At 71.6% G+C, this 18,415-nt stretch carries 15 protein-coding genes; 9 read left to right on the forward strand and 6 right to left on the reverse strand.

The window, feature by feature from the left end; all coding sequences use genetic code 11:
* Positions 1–132: 132 nt before the first annotated feature.
* Positions 133–408, forward strand: coding sequence for a DUF2530 domain-containing protein (locus ACFW6B_RS09390; RefSeq protein WP_386593737.1), 276 nt, complete (start codon positions 133–135; stop codon positions 406–408).
* A gap of 134 nt (positions 409–542) precedes the next feature.
* The gene (locus ACFW6B_RS09395; RefSeq protein WP_386593738.1) at positions 543–2,942 is read left to right on the forward strand and encodes an HAD-IC family P-type ATPase; all 2,400 of its coding nucleotides are present in this window, start codon (positions 543–545) and stop codon (positions 2,940–2,942) included.
* A gap of 114 nt (positions 2,943–3,056) precedes the next feature.
* Here the strand turns inward: ACFW6B_RS09395 and ACFW6B_RS09400 are convergent, their stop codons facing one another.
* The 4 genes from ACFW6B_RS09400 to ACFW6B_RS09415 all read right to left on the reverse strand — a co-directional run bounded on the left by ACFW6B_RS09400 (position 3,057) and on the right by ACFW6B_RS09415 (position 9,469).
* Positions 3,057–3,908, reverse strand: coding sequence for a calcium-binding protein (locus ACFW6B_RS09400; RefSeq protein WP_386593740.1), 852 nt, complete (start codon positions 3,906–3,908; stop codon positions 3,057–3,059).
* A gap of 216 nt (positions 3,909–4,124) precedes the next feature.
* The gene (locus ACFW6B_RS09405; RefSeq protein WP_386593742.1) at positions 4,125–4,976 is read right to left on the reverse strand and encodes a calcium-binding protein; all 852 of its coding nucleotides are present in this window, start codon (positions 4,974–4,976) and stop codon (positions 4,125–4,127) included.
* Positions 4,977–5,233: 257 nt separating this feature from the next.
* Positions 5,234–6,040, reverse strand: coding sequence for a hypothetical protein (locus tag ACFW6B_RS09410; protein WP_386593744.1), 807 nt, complete (start codon positions 6,038–6,040; stop codon positions 5,234–5,236).
* A 267-nt stretch (positions 6,041–6,307) separates the two neighbouring features.
* Entirely contained in the window at positions 6,308–9,469 is a 3,162-nt protein-coding gene (locus ACFW6B_RS09415; RefSeq protein ID WP_386593746.1) for a sacsin N-terminal ATP-binding-like domain-containing protein, read from the reverse strand.
* 385 nt (positions 9,470–9,854) lie between these two features.
* On the opposite strand from ACFW6B_RS09415, the gene ACFW6B_RS09420 reads away from it, so the two are divergent.
* From ACFW6B_RS09420 to ACFW6B_RS09440, 5 genes are all read left to right on the forward strand, one after another.
* Positions 9,855–10,958 (forward strand): carbohydrate kinase family protein, encoded by a 1,104-nt coding sequence (locus tag ACFW6B_RS09420; RefSeq protein ID WP_386593747.1) that lies wholly within the window; start codon positions 9,855–9,857, stop codon positions 10,956–10,958.
* Between the two features lie 163 nt (positions 10,959–11,121).
* Entirely contained in the window at positions 11,122–12,180 is a 1,059-nt protein-coding gene (locus ACFW6B_RS09425; RefSeq protein WP_386593749.1) for a PhoH family protein, read from the forward strand.
* 12 nt (positions 12,181–12,192) lie between these two features.
* On the forward strand, positions 12,193–12,690 hold the full coding sequence (gene ybeY / locus ACFW6B_RS09430; protein WP_386593751.1) for an rRNA maturation RNase YbeY: 498 nt from the start codon (positions 12,193–12,195) through the stop codon (positions 12,688–12,690).
* Positions 12,687–13,991, forward strand: a complete 1,305-nt coding sequence (locus ACFW6B_RS09435) for a hemolysin family protein (protein ID WP_386593753.1) — start codon at positions 12,687–12,689, stop codon at positions 13,989–13,991. Before ybeY ends, ACFW6B_RS09435 begins: the two co-directional genes overlap by 4 nt.
* Complete coding sequence (locus tag ACFW6B_RS09440; protein ID WP_386593755.1) at positions 13,988–14,347, forward strand: MmcQ/YjbR family DNA-binding protein; 360 nt, start codon at positions 13,988–13,990, stop codon at positions 14,345–14,347. Before ACFW6B_RS09435 ends, ACFW6B_RS09440 begins: the two co-directional genes overlap by 4 nt.
* A 22-nt stretch (positions 14,348–14,369) precedes the next feature.
* On the opposite strand, the gene ACFW6B_RS09445 is transcribed toward ACFW6B_RS09440, so the two are convergent.
* Positions 14,370–15,902, reverse strand: a complete 1,533-nt coding sequence (locus tag ACFW6B_RS09445; RefSeq protein WP_386593757.1) for an MFS transporter — start codon at positions 15,900–15,902, stop codon at positions 14,370–14,372.
* 141 nt (positions 15,903–16,043) lie between these two features.
* Between ACFW6B_RS09445 and ACFW6B_RS09450 the strand changes: the two genes are divergently transcribed.
* Both ACFW6B_RS09450 and ACFW6B_RS09455 read left to right on the forward strand, forming a co-directional pair.
* Positions 16,044–16,865: a helix-turn-helix transcriptional regulator gene (locus tag ACFW6B_RS09450; RefSeq protein ID WP_386593913.1), complete on the forward strand. Its 822-nt coding sequence runs from the start codon at positions 16,044–16,046 to the stop codon at positions 16,863–16,865.
* Positions 16,866–16,908: 43 nt separating this feature from the next.
* Positions 16,909–17,262 carry a cytidine deaminase gene (locus tag ACFW6B_RS09455; RefSeq protein ID WP_386593759.1) on the forward strand — a complete coding sequence of 118 codons (354 nt, stop codon included), beginning with the start codon at positions 16,909–16,911 and terminating at the stop codon, positions 17,260–17,262.
* 62 nt (positions 17,263–17,324) lie between these two features.
* On the opposite strand, the gene era is transcribed toward ACFW6B_RS09455, so the two are convergent.
* Positions 17,325–18,317 carry a GTPase Era gene (gene era / locus ACFW6B_RS09460; RefSeq protein ID WP_386593760.1) on the reverse strand — a complete coding sequence of 331 codons (993 nt, stop codon included), beginning with the start codon at positions 18,315–18,317 and terminating at the stop codon, positions 17,325–17,327.
* Positions 18,318–18,415 lie beyond the last annotated feature (98 nt).

An 18,415-nucleotide genomic window follows, 5' to 3' on the forward strand; every position in this document is an offset into this window, starting at 1 on the left:
ACCGGCCAGACTCAGACGGTTTCAGTATGAACATATGAGTTCGAAATCGCTATCTCCGCGCGTAGACCCTTGCGGCACAAGGGGACACCGGGTGCGAACACAATCGATCGCCGACCCTCGTAAGCTGTGCACATGGCGAAGTGGACCCCCAAGCACGAGGCGCCGGAGCCCCTGGAGGGCCCCGTGGTCGCCACCATCACGGGCGGCACGATCCTCTGGTTCGTCCTCTTCCTGGTGCAGCTCCCGTTCTACGGCTGGTTCGACGACCACGGGCACCTGTGGTGGCTGTGGACCTGTCTGGCCGGCGCGGGCCTCGGCCTGATCGGCATCTGGTACGTCCGCAAGCGCGACGCCGCGATCAAGCGCGCCCTGGCGGGCGGCTCCCCCTCCACCCCCGTGACGGACTAGGGGCCTTCTCCACCGCCGGATTAAGGGGCTTCTCCACCTACGGCAGCATTGTCCGCCGCTCCCCCTCCTCCCCAGGTCGGAACTTCTGCGCACTCGGCGGGTGAAGCCACAAATCCGCACGTACCGTCGATGGCATGACGCACACCGACGCGGGCGCCGGACTGGACCCCGTTCACCCGGTGCCCGTACCCGCCTCCCGGCGGGCCGAGGGGCTGTCCGCCGCCGAGGTGGCCGAACGGGTCGCGCGCGGCGAGGTGAACGACGTCCCCGTCCGCAGCAGCCGTTCCGTCGGCGAGATCGTCCGGGCGAACGTGTTCACCCGCTTCAACGCGATCATCGGTGTCCTCTGGCTGATCATGCTGGTCGTGGCGCCGTTCCAGGACAGCCTGTTCGGCTACGTGATCATCGCCAACACCGGGATCGGCATCATCCAGGAGTGGCGGGCCAAGAAGACGCTGGACTCGCTCGCGGTGGTCGGGGAGGTGAGACCGACCGTCCGCAGGGACGGGGTCGCGACCGAGGTGCGGTCGTCGCAGATCGTGCTCGGGGACCTCATCGAGATCGGGCCGGGCGACAAGGTCGCCGTCGACGGCACCTGCGCGGAGGCCGACGGGCTGGAGATCGACGAGTCGCTGCTGACCGGTGAGGCCGACCCCGTGGTCAAGCACGCCGGCGACCCGGTGATGTCCGGCAGCTTCGTGGTGGCCGGCGGCGGCGCGTTCACGGCGACCAAGGTGGGCCGGGAGGCGTACGCGGCCCAGCTCGCGGAGGAGGCCTCGCGGTTCACGCTGGTCCACTCCGAGCTGCGCAGCGGTATCTCCACGATCCTCAAGTACGTGACGTGGATGATGATCCCGACCGCCATCGGCCTGATCATCAGCCAGCTCGTCGTCAAGCAGCACGGCTTCAAGGACTCCGTGGCGCGGACCGTCGGCGGGATCGTGCCGATGGTCCCGGAGGGCCTGGTCCTGCTCACCTCCGTCGCCTTCGCGATCGGCGTGATCCGCCTTGGCCGAAAACAGTGTCTCGTGCAGGAGCTTCCGGCCATCGAGGGTCTCGCCCGCATCGACACCGTCTGCCTCGACAAGACCGGCACCCTCACCGAGGGCGGCATGGACGTCACCGAGCTGCGGCCGCTGAACGGCGCCGACGAGTCGTACCTGCGCAGGGTGCTCGGCGCGCTCGGCGAGTCGGATCCGCGGCCGAACGCCTCCCTCCGGGCGATCATCGCGGCCTACCCGGACAGCGAGGAGTGGCGCTGCACCCAGTCCCTGCCGTTTTCCTCCGCCCGCAAGTACAGCGGCGCCGGCTTCAGCGAGGGCAACGGCGAGTCGAGCACCTGGCTGCTCGGCGCGCCCGACGTCCTGCTGCCCCCCGAGGACGGGGCCCTGGCCGAGACCGAGCGGCTCAACGAGGCGGGGCTGCGGGTGCTGCTGCTCGCGAGGACCACCAAGGACCTGGACGACCCGGGTGTCGCGGAGGCCGCCCGGCCCGCCGCGCTGGTCGTGCTGGAGCAGCGGCTGCGCCCGGACGCGGCCGACACCCTGCGCTATTTCGCCGAGCAGGACGTCAGGGCCAAGGTCATCTCCGGTGACAACGCGGTGTCGGTGGGCGCGGTCGCCGGAAAGCTGGGGCTCACCGGCGAGGTCGTGGACGCGCGCCGGCTGCCGGACGAGCGCGAGGAGATGGCGAAGTCCCTGGAGAAGGGCACGGTCTTCGGACGGGTCACCCCGCAGCAGAAGCGGGACATGGTCGGCGCCCTGCAGTCCGGCGGGCACACGGTGGCGATGACCGGCGACGGGGTGAACGACGTCCTGGCCCTGAAGGACGCGGACATCGGGGTGAGCATGGGCTCGGGGTCCGAGGCGACCCGCGCGGTGGCCCAGATCGTGCTGCTGAACAACAGCTTCGCGACCCTGCCGTCGGTGGTCGGGGAGGGCCGCCGGGTCATCGGGAACATCACGCGGGTCGCGACGCTGTTCCTGGTGAAGACGGTCTACTCGGTGCTGCTGGCCGTGCTGGTGGTGTGCTGGCAGGTCGAGTACCCCTTCCTGCCGCGTCATCTGACGCTGCTGTCCACCCTCACGATCGGCGTGCCGGCGTTCTTCCTCGCCCTCGCCCCCAACAAGGAGCGCGCCCAGCCCCACTTCGTGCGGCGGGTGATGCGGTACTCGATCCCGGGCGGCGTCGTCGCGGCGGCGGCGACGTTCACGACGTACCTGATCGCGCGCCACTACTACACGGGGGAGGGCTCGCTGGAGGCGGAGACGAGCGTCGCGACGCTGACGCTCTTCCTGGTCTCGATGTGGGTGCTCGCGATCATCGCCCGGCCCTACACCTGGTGGCGGATCTGTCTCGTCGCCTCGATGGGCGGGGCGTTCCTGCTCGTGCTCGCGGTGCCGAGGCTCCAGCACTTCTTCGCGCTGAAGCTGGTCGGCACGACGATGCCGTGGGTCGCGGTGCTGATCTCGGTGACGGCGGCGGCGTCCCTGGAGTTCCTGTGGAGATGGGTCGACCGCCGCGTTCCCGCGTAGGGCCGCGTCACCGGCTGCCGCGCGCCTTGCCGCACGTCGACGTGGTCACCCTGCCGGAACGGACAGAGGTCCCCGGCCCTCCCTGGGGCCGGGGACCTCTGGTCGCTTCAGGTGTTACTGCACGTCGACGTAGTCACCCGTGGCCTTGACGGCCGGGGTGGTCGTGGTGCCCGCGAAGCTGTAGCGGAAGTAACCGTCGACGGTGGCCGTCGTGGTCGTCTTCAGGTTGCCGACGCTGTCCGACTTGATGGTCTTCAGCGTGGTGTACGTGTCGCTGCTCTTCTTGCGGAACTGCAGCTGCACCGCCTGGTTCGTGTAGCCGTGGTACTGGAGGTCGTCCCAGTTGGCGCGGGACAGCTTGCCGGTGACCGTGACGGTCCTGCCCTTCTTCACCGGCTCCGGCGCGGCGTTGACCGTCAGCTTGGAGGCACGCTGCACCCGGGCGGTCTTGTAGGCGTCGACGATGGTGTAGTCGTAGTCGTTGCCCATGGCGCCGGCCCACACCTTCCAGGTGCCGGCCAGGATGTTGGAGTAGATGTTCTCGTTCGGGTCGGCGACGACCGTCACCTTGCAGGTGCCGGTGGTGGCGCCGGTGGCGGTGCAGGTGCCCATCTCGGCGTCCGGGACGATCCCGCCGTCGGGGTACTCGACGTCCGAGCCGTGCCAGAGGACGGCGTAGCCGTCGTAGATGCCGCTCGGGTCGCTGGCGGACACCGAGATGGTGAAGGTCTTCTTGAGCGTGGTGCCGACGACGATGTCCTTGCCGCCGTTGACGGTGACGCCCGTGATCTTGGTGTCGCCGATCGTCTCGTCGGCGGGCGAGGAACCGGTGAACGGCGTGGCCTTCGAGGTGGACGGCACCATCGAGGCGAGCGAGCCGTGGCCGTCCGCCTGGGCGGCCGGCACGGCGAGAGCGGAAAGGGCCAGGGCGCCGGAGACGGCGGCCACGGTGGCACGGATACGCATGCGATCCCCACAGGGAGAAAGGGGCCCCGACGACGGTCGGCCCTGACGGTTCGCGGTCGCAGGGGCCCAAATGATCATTGAATCTGTTGACTCGGAAGACATGATCGCCCAGGCGTGCAAAAGGTTGTACGCGGGGTGAACTTTTCGTGAAGCACCGCTGGACGGCCTTGGACCCCCGGCCCTCCCCGGGCCGGGGGTCCAAGGCCGCGTCAGGTGTTACTGCACGTCGACGTAGTCACCCGTGGCCTTGACGGCCGGGGTGGTCGCGGTGCCGACGAAGCTGTAGCGGAAGTAACCGTCGACGGTGGCCGTCGTGGTCGTCTTCAGGTTGCCCGTCGAGTCCGACCTGATGGTCTTCAGCGTGTTGTACGTGTTGCTGTTCTTCTTGCGGAACTGGAGCTGCACCGCCTGGTTCGTGTAGCCGTGGTACTGGAGGTCGTCCCAGTTGGCGCGGGACAGCTTGCCGGTGACCGTGACGGTCTTGCCCTTCTTGACCGGCTCCGGAGCGGCGTTGACCGTCAGCTTGGAGGCGCGCTGGACCTGGACGGTGTCGTAGGCGTCCTCGATGGTGTAGTCGTAGTCGTTGCCCATGGCGCCGACCCACACCTTCCAGGTGCCTGCCAGGATGTTCGAGTAGATGTTCTCGTTCGGGTCGGCGACGACCGTGACCTTGCAGGTGCCGGTGGTGGCGCCGGTGGCGGTGCAGGTGCCCATCTCGGCGTCCGGGGTCATCGTGCTGTTGGGGTGCTCGGAGTTCGGGCCGTGCCAGAGGGCGGCGTAGCCGTCGTAGATGCCGGTCGGGTCGCTGGCCGACACCGAGATGGTGAAGGTCTTCTTGACCGTGGTGCCGACGACGATGTCCTTGCCGCCGTTGACGACGACGCCCGTGATCTTGGTGTCACCGACCGTCTCGCCTATGGGCAGGGAGCCGGTGAACGGCGTGGCCTTCGAGGTGGACGGCGCCAGCGAGGCGAGCGAGCCGTGGCCGGTCGCCTGGGCGGCGGGCACGGCGAGGGCGGAAAGGGCCAGGGCGCCGGTGACGGCGGCCACGGTGGCACTTACGCGCATGCAATCCCCCAGTGGTTACGGGGCCTTGACGTGGTCGTGCCTCGCGGCTCGGGGTCACTGGGCCCAAGTGATCGTGGAGTCTGATGACTCATCAGAGAAGATCACCCAGACCCTCGAACAGTTGCACGCTGGACGAACTTTTTTTCGCGGCCGTGTGAACGGGCGGGGACAAACAGGAATCCCCGGCCCGTAGAGGGCCGGGGATCCCGGTCTCGCGTCAGGCGCCCGGCCGGATCAGCGTCCGGCCGGAACGGCTGTCACTGGACGTCGACGTAGTCGCCCGCGGCGCTGACGGCCGGGGTGGTCGTGGTGCCCGCGAAGCTGTAGCGGAAGTAACCGTCGGCGGTGGCCGTGGTGGTCGTCTTCAGGTTGCCGGAGCTGTCCGTGGTGACCGTCTTCAGCGTGGTGTAGGTGGTGCTGCCCGCCTTGCGGAACTGGAGCTTCACCGGCTGGCCCGTGTAGCCCAGGTACTTGTTGCTGTCCCAGTTGGCGCGGGTCAGGGCGCCGGTGACCGTGACGGTCTTGCCCTTCTTCACCGGCTCCGGCGCGGCGTTGACCGTCAGCTTCGACAGGCGCTGGAGGTTCTTGGCGCCCAGGTCGCCCTGCCACTTGACGTTGTTCTCGTTGTTGACGTCGACGGCGACCGCGCCGACCTTCCAGGCGCCCGCTTCGTCGGAGGTCAGGTCACCGAGTGCGATGCCGGTGTCCGGACGGAACTGGAGCTCGGCCGTGCACTTGAGCACCGTCGAGGAGGACGCGGTGCAGGTGCCGGCGTCGTCGCCGCCGAGGATGTCGGTCGGCGAGGTGATCGAGGTGCCGCGGTAGAGCACCGGACCGCTCTGGAAGGAGCTCGCGCTGACGGTCGAGGGCTTCGTCACGGTGTAGGTCGCGCTGACCGTGACCTGTGCCGAGGCGCCGACCACGATGTTCTTGCCACTGTTGATCACGACGTTGGAGAAGGTGACGCCGGACACCGGGTTGCCTGCGGCCTGCGCGGCCGGCACGGCGAGAGCGGAAAGGGCCAGGGCGCCGGACACGGCGGCCACGGTGGCTCGTATGCGCATGGGATTCCCCAGGTGGAGAAAGGGGTCCCGGCGGTGGTCGTTCCTCACGGCTCGTCGTCGGCACGGGACCCAAGTGATCGGTGAGTCTGTTGACTCAAAGGGTGAGATTAGTGAGACGTGCGACTGGTTGCACAGATCCCGTGATGGAGCCGTAGTTTTTGGGTCCGCGTCACCCGGCGACGGGGAAGCGCGGAGAAACGCCCGGCTCCACATGCCTACGGAACCGGGCGAGTCAGGTGTTTCGGGCGGACCGTCGGATCCGGCGGGTCAGTCGAACCAGCGGTCCCGGGCCAGCTCCTCCGTGCGGGACGGGTCCTCCAGCAGCGCGGCGACCTCGAAGCGGCGCGGCCACTGGCCCGCCGCCCAGGCGAGTCCGGCGGCGACGCCCTCCAGCGTGGCGGCGTGCAGCACCCCGTCCCGGGTGCGGCGCCAGTCGAGTTCGGTGCCGTCGACCACGAGCTCCTCGTGCTCGACGTACGAGGCGGGGGTCGCGGGGCCCAGCAGGACCCGTACGGACTCCGGTACGTCGTGCTCGGTGCCCTCGGAGGTCACCTCGCCGGTGACGGACTCGCTGAGCCGCCGCACCTGGAACAGCTCGGCGAGCTCGGCGGCCCGCGACGGCGGCACCGGCAGCAGCGGCACCCCGTCGGTGAAGGCCAGCAGGTCGGGGGAGTCCACGACCACCGCGTCGGCCGCGTCCACGACCCGCACCTCGCCGTCGACGACCGCCCGCAGCTCGTCGGGCAGCGTCACCTGCTCCGGGTCGAGATCGGCCAGAGCCCCGTACAGGGCGTGCAGTTGGGCTCCGGAGACCCGGCGCCCGGGATCGGCGAGCCGGTCGAGCAGTTCGGCCGCGCCGCCCGGCTCGTCGAGCAGGGCGGCCACGGACGTACGGACGCCGAGCGCCCGCAGGACCTGCTCGTCGTCGAAGCCGGTCGCGTCCGCCTCGTCGTACAGGCCGCGCAGCAGCGGATCGCCGCCGGCGGCCAGCAGACCGGCCGGCCGGCGCCCGTCGAGCACCGGATGCCCGCGCAGCCACCACGCCGTGTACGGCCGGACGATCTCGTGCGTGCCGTCCGGGAGCAGGATGCGCACCTGCTGGATGATCGCGTCCCGCAGCGGCGGCCGGGCCAGCAGCGCGAGGGCCGCCGGCCACTGGTCGTCGTCCACCAGGTCCAGGTCCCGTACGGCCACGATCTCGGTGGCGACGGGCGGCACCGGCGAGTCGGGCAGCCGGTCGAGGACGTCCTCGCACCACACGTCCACCGCGTCCAGCAGCCCCGCGTCGTCGGGCTCGGCGAAGTCCCCTTCGCGCGGCTCCAGTTCGTCCGGGTCCAGTACGACGTCGGTGGCGCGGACCAGGGCGAAGCCCGCGAGGACGCCGCAGGCCGCCAGTGGCTGCTCGCCCCAGCGTTCGGCCAACTCCGCGTCTACCGAGGCAAGTTCGTCCTCGCGCATGATCTCGGCGAACGGGCTGCCGGGCAGCACGAGTTCACCGGCGGGTACGAGCTCGCCCTCGTCGTCGGGCAGGGCGAGCGCGCCGAGCCAGGGCTCGTCGCCGGGTTCGAGCGCGGCGTCACGGACCAGCGCGAGGACGGTGTCCGCGAGCTCCTCCGCGTCCAGGGTGTCCTCGTCCCACGCCCCGCCCTCGTCGTCCAGCGAGGCGGCCACCGCGGCCCGCACCTGCGGCGTCGTGAGCACCGCGCGGGGCGAGGCCGGGAGGGCGCCCAGCTTCTCCAGGAGGGGGTGGGCCGCGTCCGGGTGCGCGACCTTGAGGCCGAGCCTGGCGAGCGTGCCGGGGGCCACCAGGGACCCTTCGGGGGTGGGCAGCAGGATCTGGCGGGGCCCGATCGTCGTACGGCCGTCGGCCAGCGGCACCGGCAGGCCCGACAGCCGGTCCGGGTCGACCCCGGCGAGGCTGTCGTACAGGCGGTACCACCACTCGGGGTCCTTCTCCAGGCCGGCCAGCCGGTCCACGGCCTCGGTGAGCGCGACCCGGGCGACGCCCAGCGTGCGCAGCTCCACCCGCCGTTCGAGCCCGGCGGGCAGCAGGCCCGTCAGCACCTCGGCGAGCACGCGGACGGTCTCGGCGCCCGCGCCCTCCACCACCTCGGCGTCCCGCGGCCGCAGCGCGGCGGGGTTCTCCGCGGTGCTGCTCGCGGGCCAGTCCTCGGGGGCGTCGACGGCCGGCAGCCGGTCCGGCGGGGCGGCGGGCGGCAGGAACGCGGTGCGCGGCAGCCGGTCCAGGATCGCCTGGCGCAGCGCTCCGTCCAGCTCGCCCTTGCCGAGCGGGCCGGGCACCAGGTCGATGATCCCGGCGTCCACCGGCCTCCAGGAGGCGAGGAGTTCGGCGTAGGCGTCCGCCGCGCGCTCCACCAGGAAGTCCGTCAGCGGGCCGGGGGCGGCGTGGCGCCGGGTGGTGTCGAGCGGGAGGGAGGCGATGAGCAGCGCGGGCACGCCGAGGGCTTCGTCGCTCGGCGTCGGCGCGTGCACGACGGGGCTGGTCCTCGGGCGGGCCGGGGATCCCTCGGCGCCGACCGGGACGGCCCAGGTCACGGACCAGTGCGGACGCAGGCGCTCCTCGACCGGGCGGTCGGCGAGCAGGGCGGGGTCCAGGGGGCCGTGCGCCGCGACGGTGCGGTAGCGGGTCGTGCCGTCGCGGGAGTCGTCGATGACGGCACCGTGCTCGGCGGGGGTCCGGCGCAGGGTGCGGGCCTCCGCGTCGCCGATCTCCACGACCACCTCCTCCAGGCCGGGCAGGGCCAGCAGGAGGGCGTCGTCGACGTTCCTCAGCAGGCGCTCGGCGAGGTCCTCCGCGGCGGTGTCGCGCAGCGGCAGGATCACGGCGGTGTCGTACGGGTCCGGGGCGGTGCCCTCGGCCGCGAACGGCAGCCTCAGCAGCGGTACGTGGCCGTCCCGGCGGCGGATCTCGTCGCCGAGGCCGGGGCTGTCCCCGGCGGTGCCGGAGGCGAGGTCACGGGCCTCGGCGAGCGCCCAGCGGACGCCGCCGTGCCGTCCCACGACGGCGGGCTCGTCGGTGACGGCGAGGACCGCGGCGAAGCCGACGCCGAAGCGGCCCACGGCCGTGTCGTGCGCGTCCCGCTTCGCGGAGGCCCTGAGGGTCGCGAGGGACTCGACGCCGGCCGCGTCCAGGGGGGCACCGGTGTTGGCCGCCACCAGGACGCCGTCGCGGAGCGTCAGACGCAGCCGGCCCGGGGTGCCGGAGCGGGCCGCGGCGTCGGCGGCGTTCTGGGCGAGTTCCACGACGAGGCGGTCGCGGTACCCGCCGAGGACGAGGTCCTCCTCGGCGTTGGCGTCCTCGCGGAACCTGGCCGGGCTGGCGGCCCAGGCGTCCAGTACTCCGCGGCGCAGGCGGGCCGTGCCGAACGGGTCCGCACCCTCGGCAGCCGGCCGCACGAACTTACTCACGGGTTCACTCTCCCTCTCGCCTGACGCGACCGCGAATGCTGCGCCGGGTCGCGGCTCGAAGGTACCGCGCGCTGTGCCCCGCGTCGGGCGGGGTCCCGGTGGGTGGGTCGGGGCCGTGCCGGTACATCCGCCCGTCGCCGTTGGACGCAGATGTGACCGTCGGTGGCGACGGGCATCTGATGTACCGGCACGGCCCCTCCCGCCGGATCCCGGCCGCGGGTGCGCCTTGGTGGCCGGTCCGTTCCGTGTGCGGCTGACTGCGGGGGCGGGCGGGAGCGGGTTCCGTGCGCCCCACGGGGCGCCGGTGTCCCGTGGTGAACCAGGGCCCGCGGGGACTTCGTGGTGCACACTGGCCAGATCCGGACCACCCCCCAGGGAGCACACCGTGATCGACGGCGAGGGACCGTTCCGCCAGGCTCATGTCGACCCGCTCGCCGGGCTGCGCACCGCCGACGACCCGCCCTGGGACGTCTATCTGACGGGCACGGTCTTCCTGGACATCATCTTCACCGGGCTCGATTCCGCCCCCGTGCGCGGCACCGAGTCCTGGGCGCGGGGCATGGGGTCGAGCCCCGGCGGCGTCGCCAACATGGCCACCGCCCTCGCCCGCCTCGGCCTGCGGACCTCCCTCGCCGCCGCCTTCGGCGACGACCACTACGGGGAGTACTGCTGGGACGCCCTGGAACAGGGCGAGCGCATCGACCTGGGGCCCTCGCGGACCGTGCCCGGCTGGCACTCGCCGGTCACCGTGTCGATGGCGTACGAGGGCGAGCGGACCATGGTCAGCCACGGGCACGAGCCGCCGCACGAGGAACCCGCGCCCGAGTACCCGCCGCACGCGCGTGCCGCCGTCGCCTCGCTGACCCCCGGGGTCCGCGCGCCCTGGATCGAGCAGGCCGCGGGCCGGGGCACCCGGATCTTCGCGGACGTCGGCTGGGACGACACCGGCCGCTGGGACCTGGCGGGCCTCGCCGACCTGGCGTACTGCGAGGCGTTCCTGCCGAACGCCGAGGAGGCCATGCGCTACACCGGCGCCGACTGCCCCCGCGCGGCGGCGCACGCGCTGGCCGAGCACGTGCCGCTGGCGGTCGTCACCCTCGGCTCCGACGGCGCCTACGCCGTGGACGGGCGCTCCGGGGAGAGCGCCGAGGTCCCGGCGATCGCCGTCGAGGCGCTGGACCCCACCGGCGCCGGGGACGTCTTCGTCGCCGGTTTCGTCACCGGGACCCTGGCCGGCTGGCCGCTCGCCGACCGGCTCGCCTTCGCCGGGCTGACCGCCGCGCTCTCGGTCCAGGAGTTCGGCGGATCGCTGTCGGCGCCCGGCTGGTCGGAGATCGCCGCCTGGTGGCGCCGGGTCCAGTCGGTCGACGACCAGGATCCGGCGGCCCTGGACCGGTACGCCTTCCTGGAGGGACTGCTCCCCGAGGTCACCCGCCCCTGGCCGCTGCGCCGGGCGGTGCCGACGATCGGCTTCGGCCGCTCGGCCTGATCCGGCCCGGCGGCCCCGGGCGGGGGCCTCAGGTCACGACCTCGTCACCGGAAGAAAAGCCCTACGGCTCCGTGAGCGGTGCGACGTACGCTGGGAACCGCAAGGCTGCCCGTGTGGCAAGCGTGCCGACCGAGGAGGATACGCAGGCCTTAAGAGCCGGCCCATGACTCAGACACCCACAGCTCACGGCCCCGCCCAGGGGCAGGCGCGCGCACACTTCACCGTCCCGGCCAAGCACCCCATGGTGACCGTTCTCGGTTCCGGAGACGCCCTGCTGCGCGTGATCGAGAAGGCCTTCCCGGCGGCCGACATACACGTCCGGGGAAACGAGATCAGCGCGGTGGGCGACGCCGGTGAAGTCGCGCTCGTCCAGCGCCTGTTCGACGAGATGATGCTGGTGCTCCGCACGGGGCAGCCCATGACGGAGGACGCAGTGGAACGCTCGATCGCCATGCTCAGGGCGAGCGAGAACGGGACGGGCGACGGCCAGGAGACCCCGGCCGAGGTGCTCACGCAGAACATCCTGTCCTCGCGGGGCCGCACCATCCGCCCCAAGACGCTCAACCAGAAGCGCTACGTCGACGCCATCGACAAGCACACCGTCGTGTTCGGCATCGGTCCCGCCGGCACCGGCAAGACGTACCTCGCCATGGCGAAGGCCGTCCAGGCGCTCCAGTCCAAGCAGGTCAACCGGATCATCCTGACCCGCCCGGCGGTCGAGGCCGGCGAGCGCCTCGGCTTCCTGCCCGGCACGCTCTACGAGAAGATCGACCCCTACCTGCGCCCGCTCTACGACGCGCTGCACGACATGCTCGACCCCGACTCGATCCCGCGCCTGATGGCCGCGGGCACGATCGAGGTCGCGCCGCTGGCGTACATGCGCGGCCGGACCCTCAACGACGCCTTCATCATCCTGGACGAGGCCCAGAACACGAGCCCCGAGCAGATGAAGATGTTCCTCACCCGGCTCGGCTTCGACTCGAAGATCGTCATCACGGGTGACGTGACGCAGGTCGACCTCCCGAGCGGCACGAAGTCGGGTCTGCGGCAGGTCCAGGACATCCTGGACGGGGTCGAGGACGTCCACTTCTCGCGGCTCACGTCCCAGGATGTCGTCCGGCACAAGCTGGTCGGCCGTATCGTCGACGCGTACGAGAAGTACGACAGCGAGAACGGCACCGAGAACGGCTCCCACAAGAGCCGGGGCCACAAGGGGAAGTAGACCAGCACCGCCATGTCGATCGACGTCAACAACGAGTCCGGAACCGAGGTCGACGAGCAGGCGATCCTCGACATCGCCCGCTACGCGCTCGCACGGATGCGCATCCACCCGCTCTCCGAGCTCTCGGTGATCGTCGTGGACACCGACGCCATGGAGCAGCTCCACATCCAGTGGATGGACCTGCCGGGACCCACGGACGTCATGTCCTTCCCGATGGACGAGCTGCGTCCGCCGTCGAAGGACGACGACGAGCCGCCGCAGGGCCTGCTCGGCGACATCGTGCTCTGTCCCGAGGTCGCCGAGCGGCAGGGCAAGGACGCCCCGACGCAGCACTCCATGGACGAGGAGCTCCAGCTCCTCACCGTCCACGGCGTGCTGCACCTCCTGGGCTACGACCACGAGGAAGCCGACGAGAAGGCCGAGATGTTCGGCCTGCAGGCCGCCATCGTGGACGGCTGGCGTGCGGAGAAGGGCTTCACGGGTCCGTCTCCGGCCCCGACCGTGTCATGAGTCCTCAGCTCGTCATCGGCGCCATCGTCCTCGTCGTCGTCGCCTGGCTCGCCGCCTGCGCGGAGGCAGGCCTCGCGCGGGTCTCCAGCTTCCGCGCAGAGGAGGCGGTCCGCAGCGGCCGGCGCGGCAGCGCCAAGCTCGCACAGGTCGCCGCGGACCCGACGCGCTACCTGAACGTGGCGCTGCTGGTCCGCGTGACCTGCGAGATGGCGGCCGCGGCACTCGTCGTCTTCGCCTGTCTCAAGGAGTTCGACAAGACCTGGCAGGCACTGGCCGCCGCCATCGCCGTGATGGTCCTCGTGTCGTACGTCGCGGTCGGTGTCTCGCCGCGCACCATCGGCCGCCAGCACCCGCTGAACACCGCGACGGCGGCGGCGTACGTCCTGCTGCCGCTCGCCCGGGTCATGGGCCCGATCCCGCCGCTGCTGATCCTCATCGGCAACGCGCTCACCCCCGGCAAGGGCTTCCGGCGCGGTCCGTTCGCCTCCGAGGCGGAGCTGCGGGCGATGGTCGACCTCGCCGAGAAGGAGTCGCTCATCGAGGACGAGGAGCGCCGCATGGTGCACTCCGTCTTCGAGCTCGGCGACACCCTCGTGCGCGAGGTCATGGTGCCCCGCACGGACCTCGTCGTCATCGAGCGCTACAAGACCATCAGGCAGGCCCTCACCCTCGCCCTGCGCTCCGGCTTCTCGCGCATACCCGTCACGGGCGAGAACGAGGACGACATCGTCGGGATCGTCTACCTCAAGGACCTGGCCCGCAAGACGCACATCAGCCGCGACGCCGAGTCCGAGCTGGTGTCCACGGCCATGCGTCCCGCCGCGTTCGTGCCCGACACCAAGAACGCCGGGGACCTGCTGCGCGAGATGCAGCAGGAGCGCAACCACGTGGCCGTCGTCATCGACGAGTACGGCGGCACGGCCGGCATCGTCACCATCGAGGACATCCTCGAGGAGATCGTCGGCGAGATCACCGACGAGTACGACCGCGAGCTGCCGCCCGTCCAGGAGCTCGGCGACGACCGCTTCCGGGTGACCGCCCGCCTCGACATCACCGACCTCGGCGAGCTGTACGGCTTCGAGGCCTACGACGACGAGGACGTGGAGACCGTCGGCGGGCTGCTGGCCAAGGCCCTGGGGCGCGTCCCCATCGCCGGTGCCTCCTCGGCCGTGAAACTGCCCGACGGGCGCGAGCTGCGGCTCACCGCGGAGGCCGCGGCCGGCCGCCGGAACAAGATCGTCACGGTGCTCGTCGAGCCGGCCGGCCCGGCGGAACCCCCCGAGGAGGAGAAGCCGGAGTGACCCCGCAGGAACTGCGCGCGTTCTGCCTGTCCTTCAATGCCACCGTCGAGGACTTCCCCTTCAACCCCGAGACCTCGGTCTTCAAGGTGCTGGGCAAGCTCTTCGCGCTGTCGAACCTCGACGGGCGCCCGCTCACGGTCAACCTGAAGTGCGACCCGGACGACGCGGTCAGGCTGCGCGAGCGGTACCCGGGACTGATCGTCCCCGGCTATCACATGAACAAGCGGCACTGGAACACGGTGACCGCCGACGGCGAGCTCCCGGACCGCCTGGTCCGGGAGCTCGTCGAGGACTCGTACGACCTCGTCGTGTCCGGCCTGCCGCGCGCCGAGCGCCTGCGCCTCGACCGGCCCTGACCCGGCAGGGCCCGGCGCCGTCTCAGCGGGTGCGCGCCGCGGCCCGCCGCCCGAGTGCGGCCGCGACCAGCGCCGCCGCCGCGAGCACGATCGCCGCGTCCAGGGCGAGGACCGTGCGGACGCCGCTCAGCAGATCGTCCGAGGTGGTCGCGAGGACCCCGAGGAGCGGGATGCCGACGGTGATGCCCACCTGCTGGGTGGAGGTCACCAGGCCGGTGGCCAGGCCCTGTTCCTCGTCCGGGACGCCCGAGGTGACGGTCAGGCCGTACGAGATGATCGCGCCCAGGTGGCACACGCTGGCCAGCGACACCGCGGCGGTGGCGATCCAGACGGACCAGGCGTGCGCGTCCAGCAGCAGCATCGCCGCCACGAACAGCCCCTGGCCCGCCAGCGAGCCGGCCAGTGTGCGCCGGGCGCCGAAGCGGCCGATGACCTTCGGGGCGTACCCTCCCGCGACGGCCGACAGCAGACCCTGCGCGCCGAAGACCAGGCCGGTCTCGAAGGCGGAGAGGCCGAGCGTCTCCTGGAGGTAGAGGGTCAGCGCGAAGACGACCGTCGACATCATCGAGAAGGTGACCAGGCCGCCCAGGCTGCCCCACGCCACCGTGGGGCGGCGCAGCATCCTCAGGCGGACGAGCGGGGTCTCGGCACGGGACTCGATCCGGACGAAGGCGCCGAGCAGCAGCAGGCCCAGGGCGAGCGTCGTGATGACGTCCGCGCCGCCGAAGCCGTGCCCCGCCGCCGTCGACAGCGCGTAGATCAGGGCCAGCAGGCCGCCGGTGACGGTGACCGCGCCGGGGACGTCCAGACGGGGGCGGTCCGCCGCGTCCGTGCGCCGCGGGCCGGACGCGGGCAGCAGACCGGCGGCGAGCGGCAGCACGACCAGCGCGAACAGCGACAGCAGCCCCATCGTCGAACGCCAGCCGAGCACGTCGGTCAGGACACCGCCCGCCACCATGCCGACGGTGAAGCCCAGCGACAGGAGCGTGCCGGAGACGCCGAGCGCGCGGTCCCGTGCGGGACCCTCCGGGAAGGTCGTGGTCAGCAGCGACATGCCGGTCGGCACGATCGCCGCCGCGCCGAGCCCCTGCAGCGCCCGTCCGGCCAGGAACGACGCCGGGTCCCAGGCGAAGGTCGCGAGCAGGGAGGCCGCCCCGAACACGGCCAGCCCCGTGAGGAAGAGCCCCCGGCGGCCGAACAGGTCACCGACGCGGCCGAAGAGGAGCAGGAAGCCGCCGGAGGGCAGCGCGAAGGCGGTGACCGCCCACTGGAACGCGGACGGGCTCATGCCGAGGTCCCGGCCGAGGACGGGCAGGGCCACGTTCAGGACGGAGAAGTCCAGCGCGACCATGAACTGGGCGGCGCACAGCACGAAGAGGACGAGCGCGTCGCGCCGCGACAGCCGGTCCGCGCGCGGTGGCCGGCCGTCCTTCGCGCGGGCGGGGGAAGCGGTGGAGGTGCTGGCCCGGGGACCGTTCGTGGTGCCCGGATCGATGCCCGGCGTGCCGGTGCCGGGGGTGCGGGCGGTGGACCCGGCGGTCGTGTTCGTGGTCATGGCAAGAGCGTGCGGCGGCCGGAACATCCGTGGGGAGCCGGAACTTATGCTGGTGGCCGCACCACCAGTCACCGAAGGGGGAGACACGTGACGGAGGACGCGCAGAGGACCCAACGACGCCCGGAACTCCGTGAGTTCCTGATGAGCCGCAGGGCGCGGGTGTCACCGGCGGAGGCCGGGCTCCCGGGCGGCGGAGCCCGCCGCCGCACACCGGGGCTGCGCCGCGAGGAGGTCGCCGTCCTCGCGGGAGTCGGCGCCTCCTGGTACCAATGGCTCGAACAGGGGCGGGACATATCCGTGTCGCCGCAGGTCCTGGACTCCGTCTCCCGGGTGCTGCGGCTCAGCAACACCGAGCGGCGCCATCTGTACACGCTGGCCGGTCTGAACCCGCCCGCGCCCGAAGTCGCCCCGGGGAACCTGGACATGTGCGACGGACTGCGGCGGCTGATCGACACGTGGATGCCGTATCCGGCGCACATCATGGACCCGTACTACAACTGCGTCATGTACAACGACGCCGCCGCGGTGGTCCTCGGCATGCGTCCGGAGATCACCCAGAACTGCATCCTCGACTTCTTCACCGACCCGCTCTACCGCGGCCGTTCGCGCACCTGGGAGCACAACGCCCGAAGCGTGGTGGCCCAGTTCCGCGCCTCGTGCGCCGCGGCGCCGGACGACGAGGGGCTGCGCGAACTGCTGGACCGGCTGACCGGGGCCAGCGCCGAGTTCGCGGAGCTGTGGGGGCGGCGGGACATCGAGGACGCCGGGCAGATCCGCAAGGAGCTCGACCACCCCCTGGTGGGGCTGCTCTCCGTCGAGTCCACGGCGATGAAGGTGCCGGCCCGGCCCGACCTCACGATCGTGCTGCACACGCCGCTGCCCGAGGCGAACACGGCCGCGAAGCTGGAGTGGCTCGCCTCCCCGGAGGGGCGCCGCGGGTCGATGTACCCGGTGGCCGGCTGACCCTTCGGCGGGAGACGGTGCCGGCACTTCGTATGCTCTGGTCATGACCGACAGCAGCGCGCTCGACCCCGAGGACCGCAAGATCGTCACCCTGGCCCGTTCCGCGCGGGCCCGCAACGGCGTGCCCGAGGGCGCGGCCGTGCGCGACGAGACGGGACGTACGTACGTCGCCGGGACCGTGGAGCTGGAGTCGCTGCGGCTGAGCGCCCTGCGGACGGCCGTGGCGATGGCCGTGGCGTCCGGGGCGAAGTCCCTGGAGGCGGCGGCCGTGGTGTCCGGGGCAGGGGCCGTCACCGACGAGGACCGCGCGGCCGTACGGGATCTCGGCGGGCCCGCCACACCGGTGCTCCTCGCCGGGCCCGACGGCGTCGTGCACACGACGGTGACCGCGGGCTGAGCCCACGGGTGTCCCCGGGGGGCGGGACCGACTCCCTCCCCCCCCCCCGGACCGGAGCTCCCTCAGAAGCCGAGCTTGCGGAGCTGGCGGGGGTCGCGCTGCCAGTCCTTGGCGACCTTCACGTGCAGGTCGAGGAAGACCGGAGTGCCCAGCAGGGCCTCGATCTGCTTGCGGGACTTGATGCCGACGTCCTTCAGGCGCTTGCCCTTGGGGCCGATGATGATGCCCTTCTGGCTGGGGCGCTCGATGTAGACGAAGGCGTGGATGTCGAGGAGCGGCTTGTCGGCCGGGCGGTCCTCGCGCGGCAGCATCTCCTCGACCACGACGGCGATGGAGTGCGGAAGCTCGTCGCGGACGCCCTCCAGGGCGGCCTCGCGGATCAGCTCCGCGATCATGACCTGCTCCGGCTCGTCCGTCAGGTCGCCCTCGGGGTAGAGGGCGGGCCCCTCCGGCAGCAGCGGGACGATCAGATTGGCCAGCAGACCCACCTGCTTGTCGCCGACCGCCGACACCGGGACGATCTCGGCCCACTCGAACCCGAGCTCCCGGCCGAGCTGGTCGATCGCGATGAGCTGCTCGGCGAGGGTCTTGCTGTCGACGAGGTCGGTCTTGGTGATGATCGCGACCTTCGGCGTCTTCTTGATCGACGCCAGTTCCTTCGCGATGAAACGGTCACCCGGGCCGAGCTTCTCGTTCGCGGGCAGGCAGAAGCCGATCACGTCGACCTCGGCCCAGGTGGTGCGGACGATGTCGTTGAGCCGCTCGCCCAGCAGGGTGCGCGGTTTGTGCAGGCCGGGGGTGTCGACGAGGATCAGCTGCGCGTCGGGCCGGTGCACGATGCCGCGCACGGTGTGCCGCGTGGTCTGCGGCTGGTTCGCCGTGATCGCGACCTTCTGGCCGACCAGAGCGTTCGTGAGGGTGGACTTGCCCGCGTTGGGACGGCCCACGAAACAGGCGAAGCCGGCGCGGTGGTTCTCCACCGCGTCGAGGGCGCGAGTGGTGCCCCTGTCCTCGGACGGCTCGGATGACTGGTTGCGAACGCTCATGGCGCCCATTGTCCCTGATCGCCGGACGCCCGCCGCACCAAGCCGTCCGACAGTCGTGAGGCGGTCGTCACGGCACCGGTGAAGCGTTCGTTCCGGTTCCCGCGCAC

The sequence above is a fragment of the Streptomyces sp. NPDC058751 genome, assembly GCF_042746485.1.
Taxonomy (GTDB): domain Bacteria; phylum Actinomycetota; class Actinomycetes; order Streptomycetales; family Streptomycetaceae; genus Streptomyces.

Coding starts and splice junctions, on each gene's coding strand:
- ACFW6B_RS09445 (WP_386593757.1), bottom strand. CDS start 15,902: ATGACCACGAACACGACCGCCGGGTCCACCGCCCGCACCCCCGGCACC.
- ACFW6B_RS09390 (WP_386593737.1), top strand. CDS start 133: ATGGCGAAGTGGACCCCCAAGCACGAGGCGCCGGAGCCCCTGGAGGGC.
- ACFW6B_RS09410 (WP_386593744.1), bottom strand. CDS start 6,040: ATGCGCATACGAGCCACCGTGGCCGCCGTGTCCGGCGCCCTGGCCCTT.
- ACFW6B_RS09425 (WP_386593749.1), top strand. CDS start 11,122: ATGACTCAGACACCCACAGCTCACGGCCCCGCCCAGGGGCAGGCGCGC.
- ACFW6B_RS09435 (WP_386593753.1), top strand. CDS start 12,687: ATGAGTCCTCAGCTCGTCATCGGCGCCATCGTCCTCGTCGTCGTCGCC.
- ACFW6B_RS09405 (WP_386593742.1), bottom strand. CDS start 4,976: ATGCGCGTAAGTGCCACCGTGGCCGCCGTCACCGGCGCCCTGGCCCTT.
- ACFW6B_RS09395 (WP_386593738.1), top strand. CDS start 543: ATGACGCACACCGACGCGGGCGCCGGACTGGACCCCGTTCACCCGGTG.
- ACFW6B_RS09450 (WP_386593913.1), top strand. CDS start 16,044: ATGAGCCGCAGGGCGCGGGTGTCACCGGCGGAGGCCGGGCTCCCGGGC.
- era (WP_386593760.1), bottom strand. CDS start 18,317: ATGGGCGCCATGAGCGTTCGCAACCAGTCATCCGAGCCGTCCGAGGAC.
- ACFW6B_RS09455 (WP_386593759.1), top strand. CDS start 16,909: ATGACCGACAGCAGCGCGCTCGACCCCGAGGACCGCAAGATCGTCACC.
- ybeY (WP_386593751.1), top strand. CDS start 12,193: ATGTCGATCGACGTCAACAACGAGTCCGGAACCGAGGTCGACGAGCAG.
- ACFW6B_RS09400 (WP_386593740.1), bottom strand. CDS start 3,908: ATGCGTATCCGTGCCACCGTGGCCGCCGTCTCCGGCGCCCTGGCCCTT.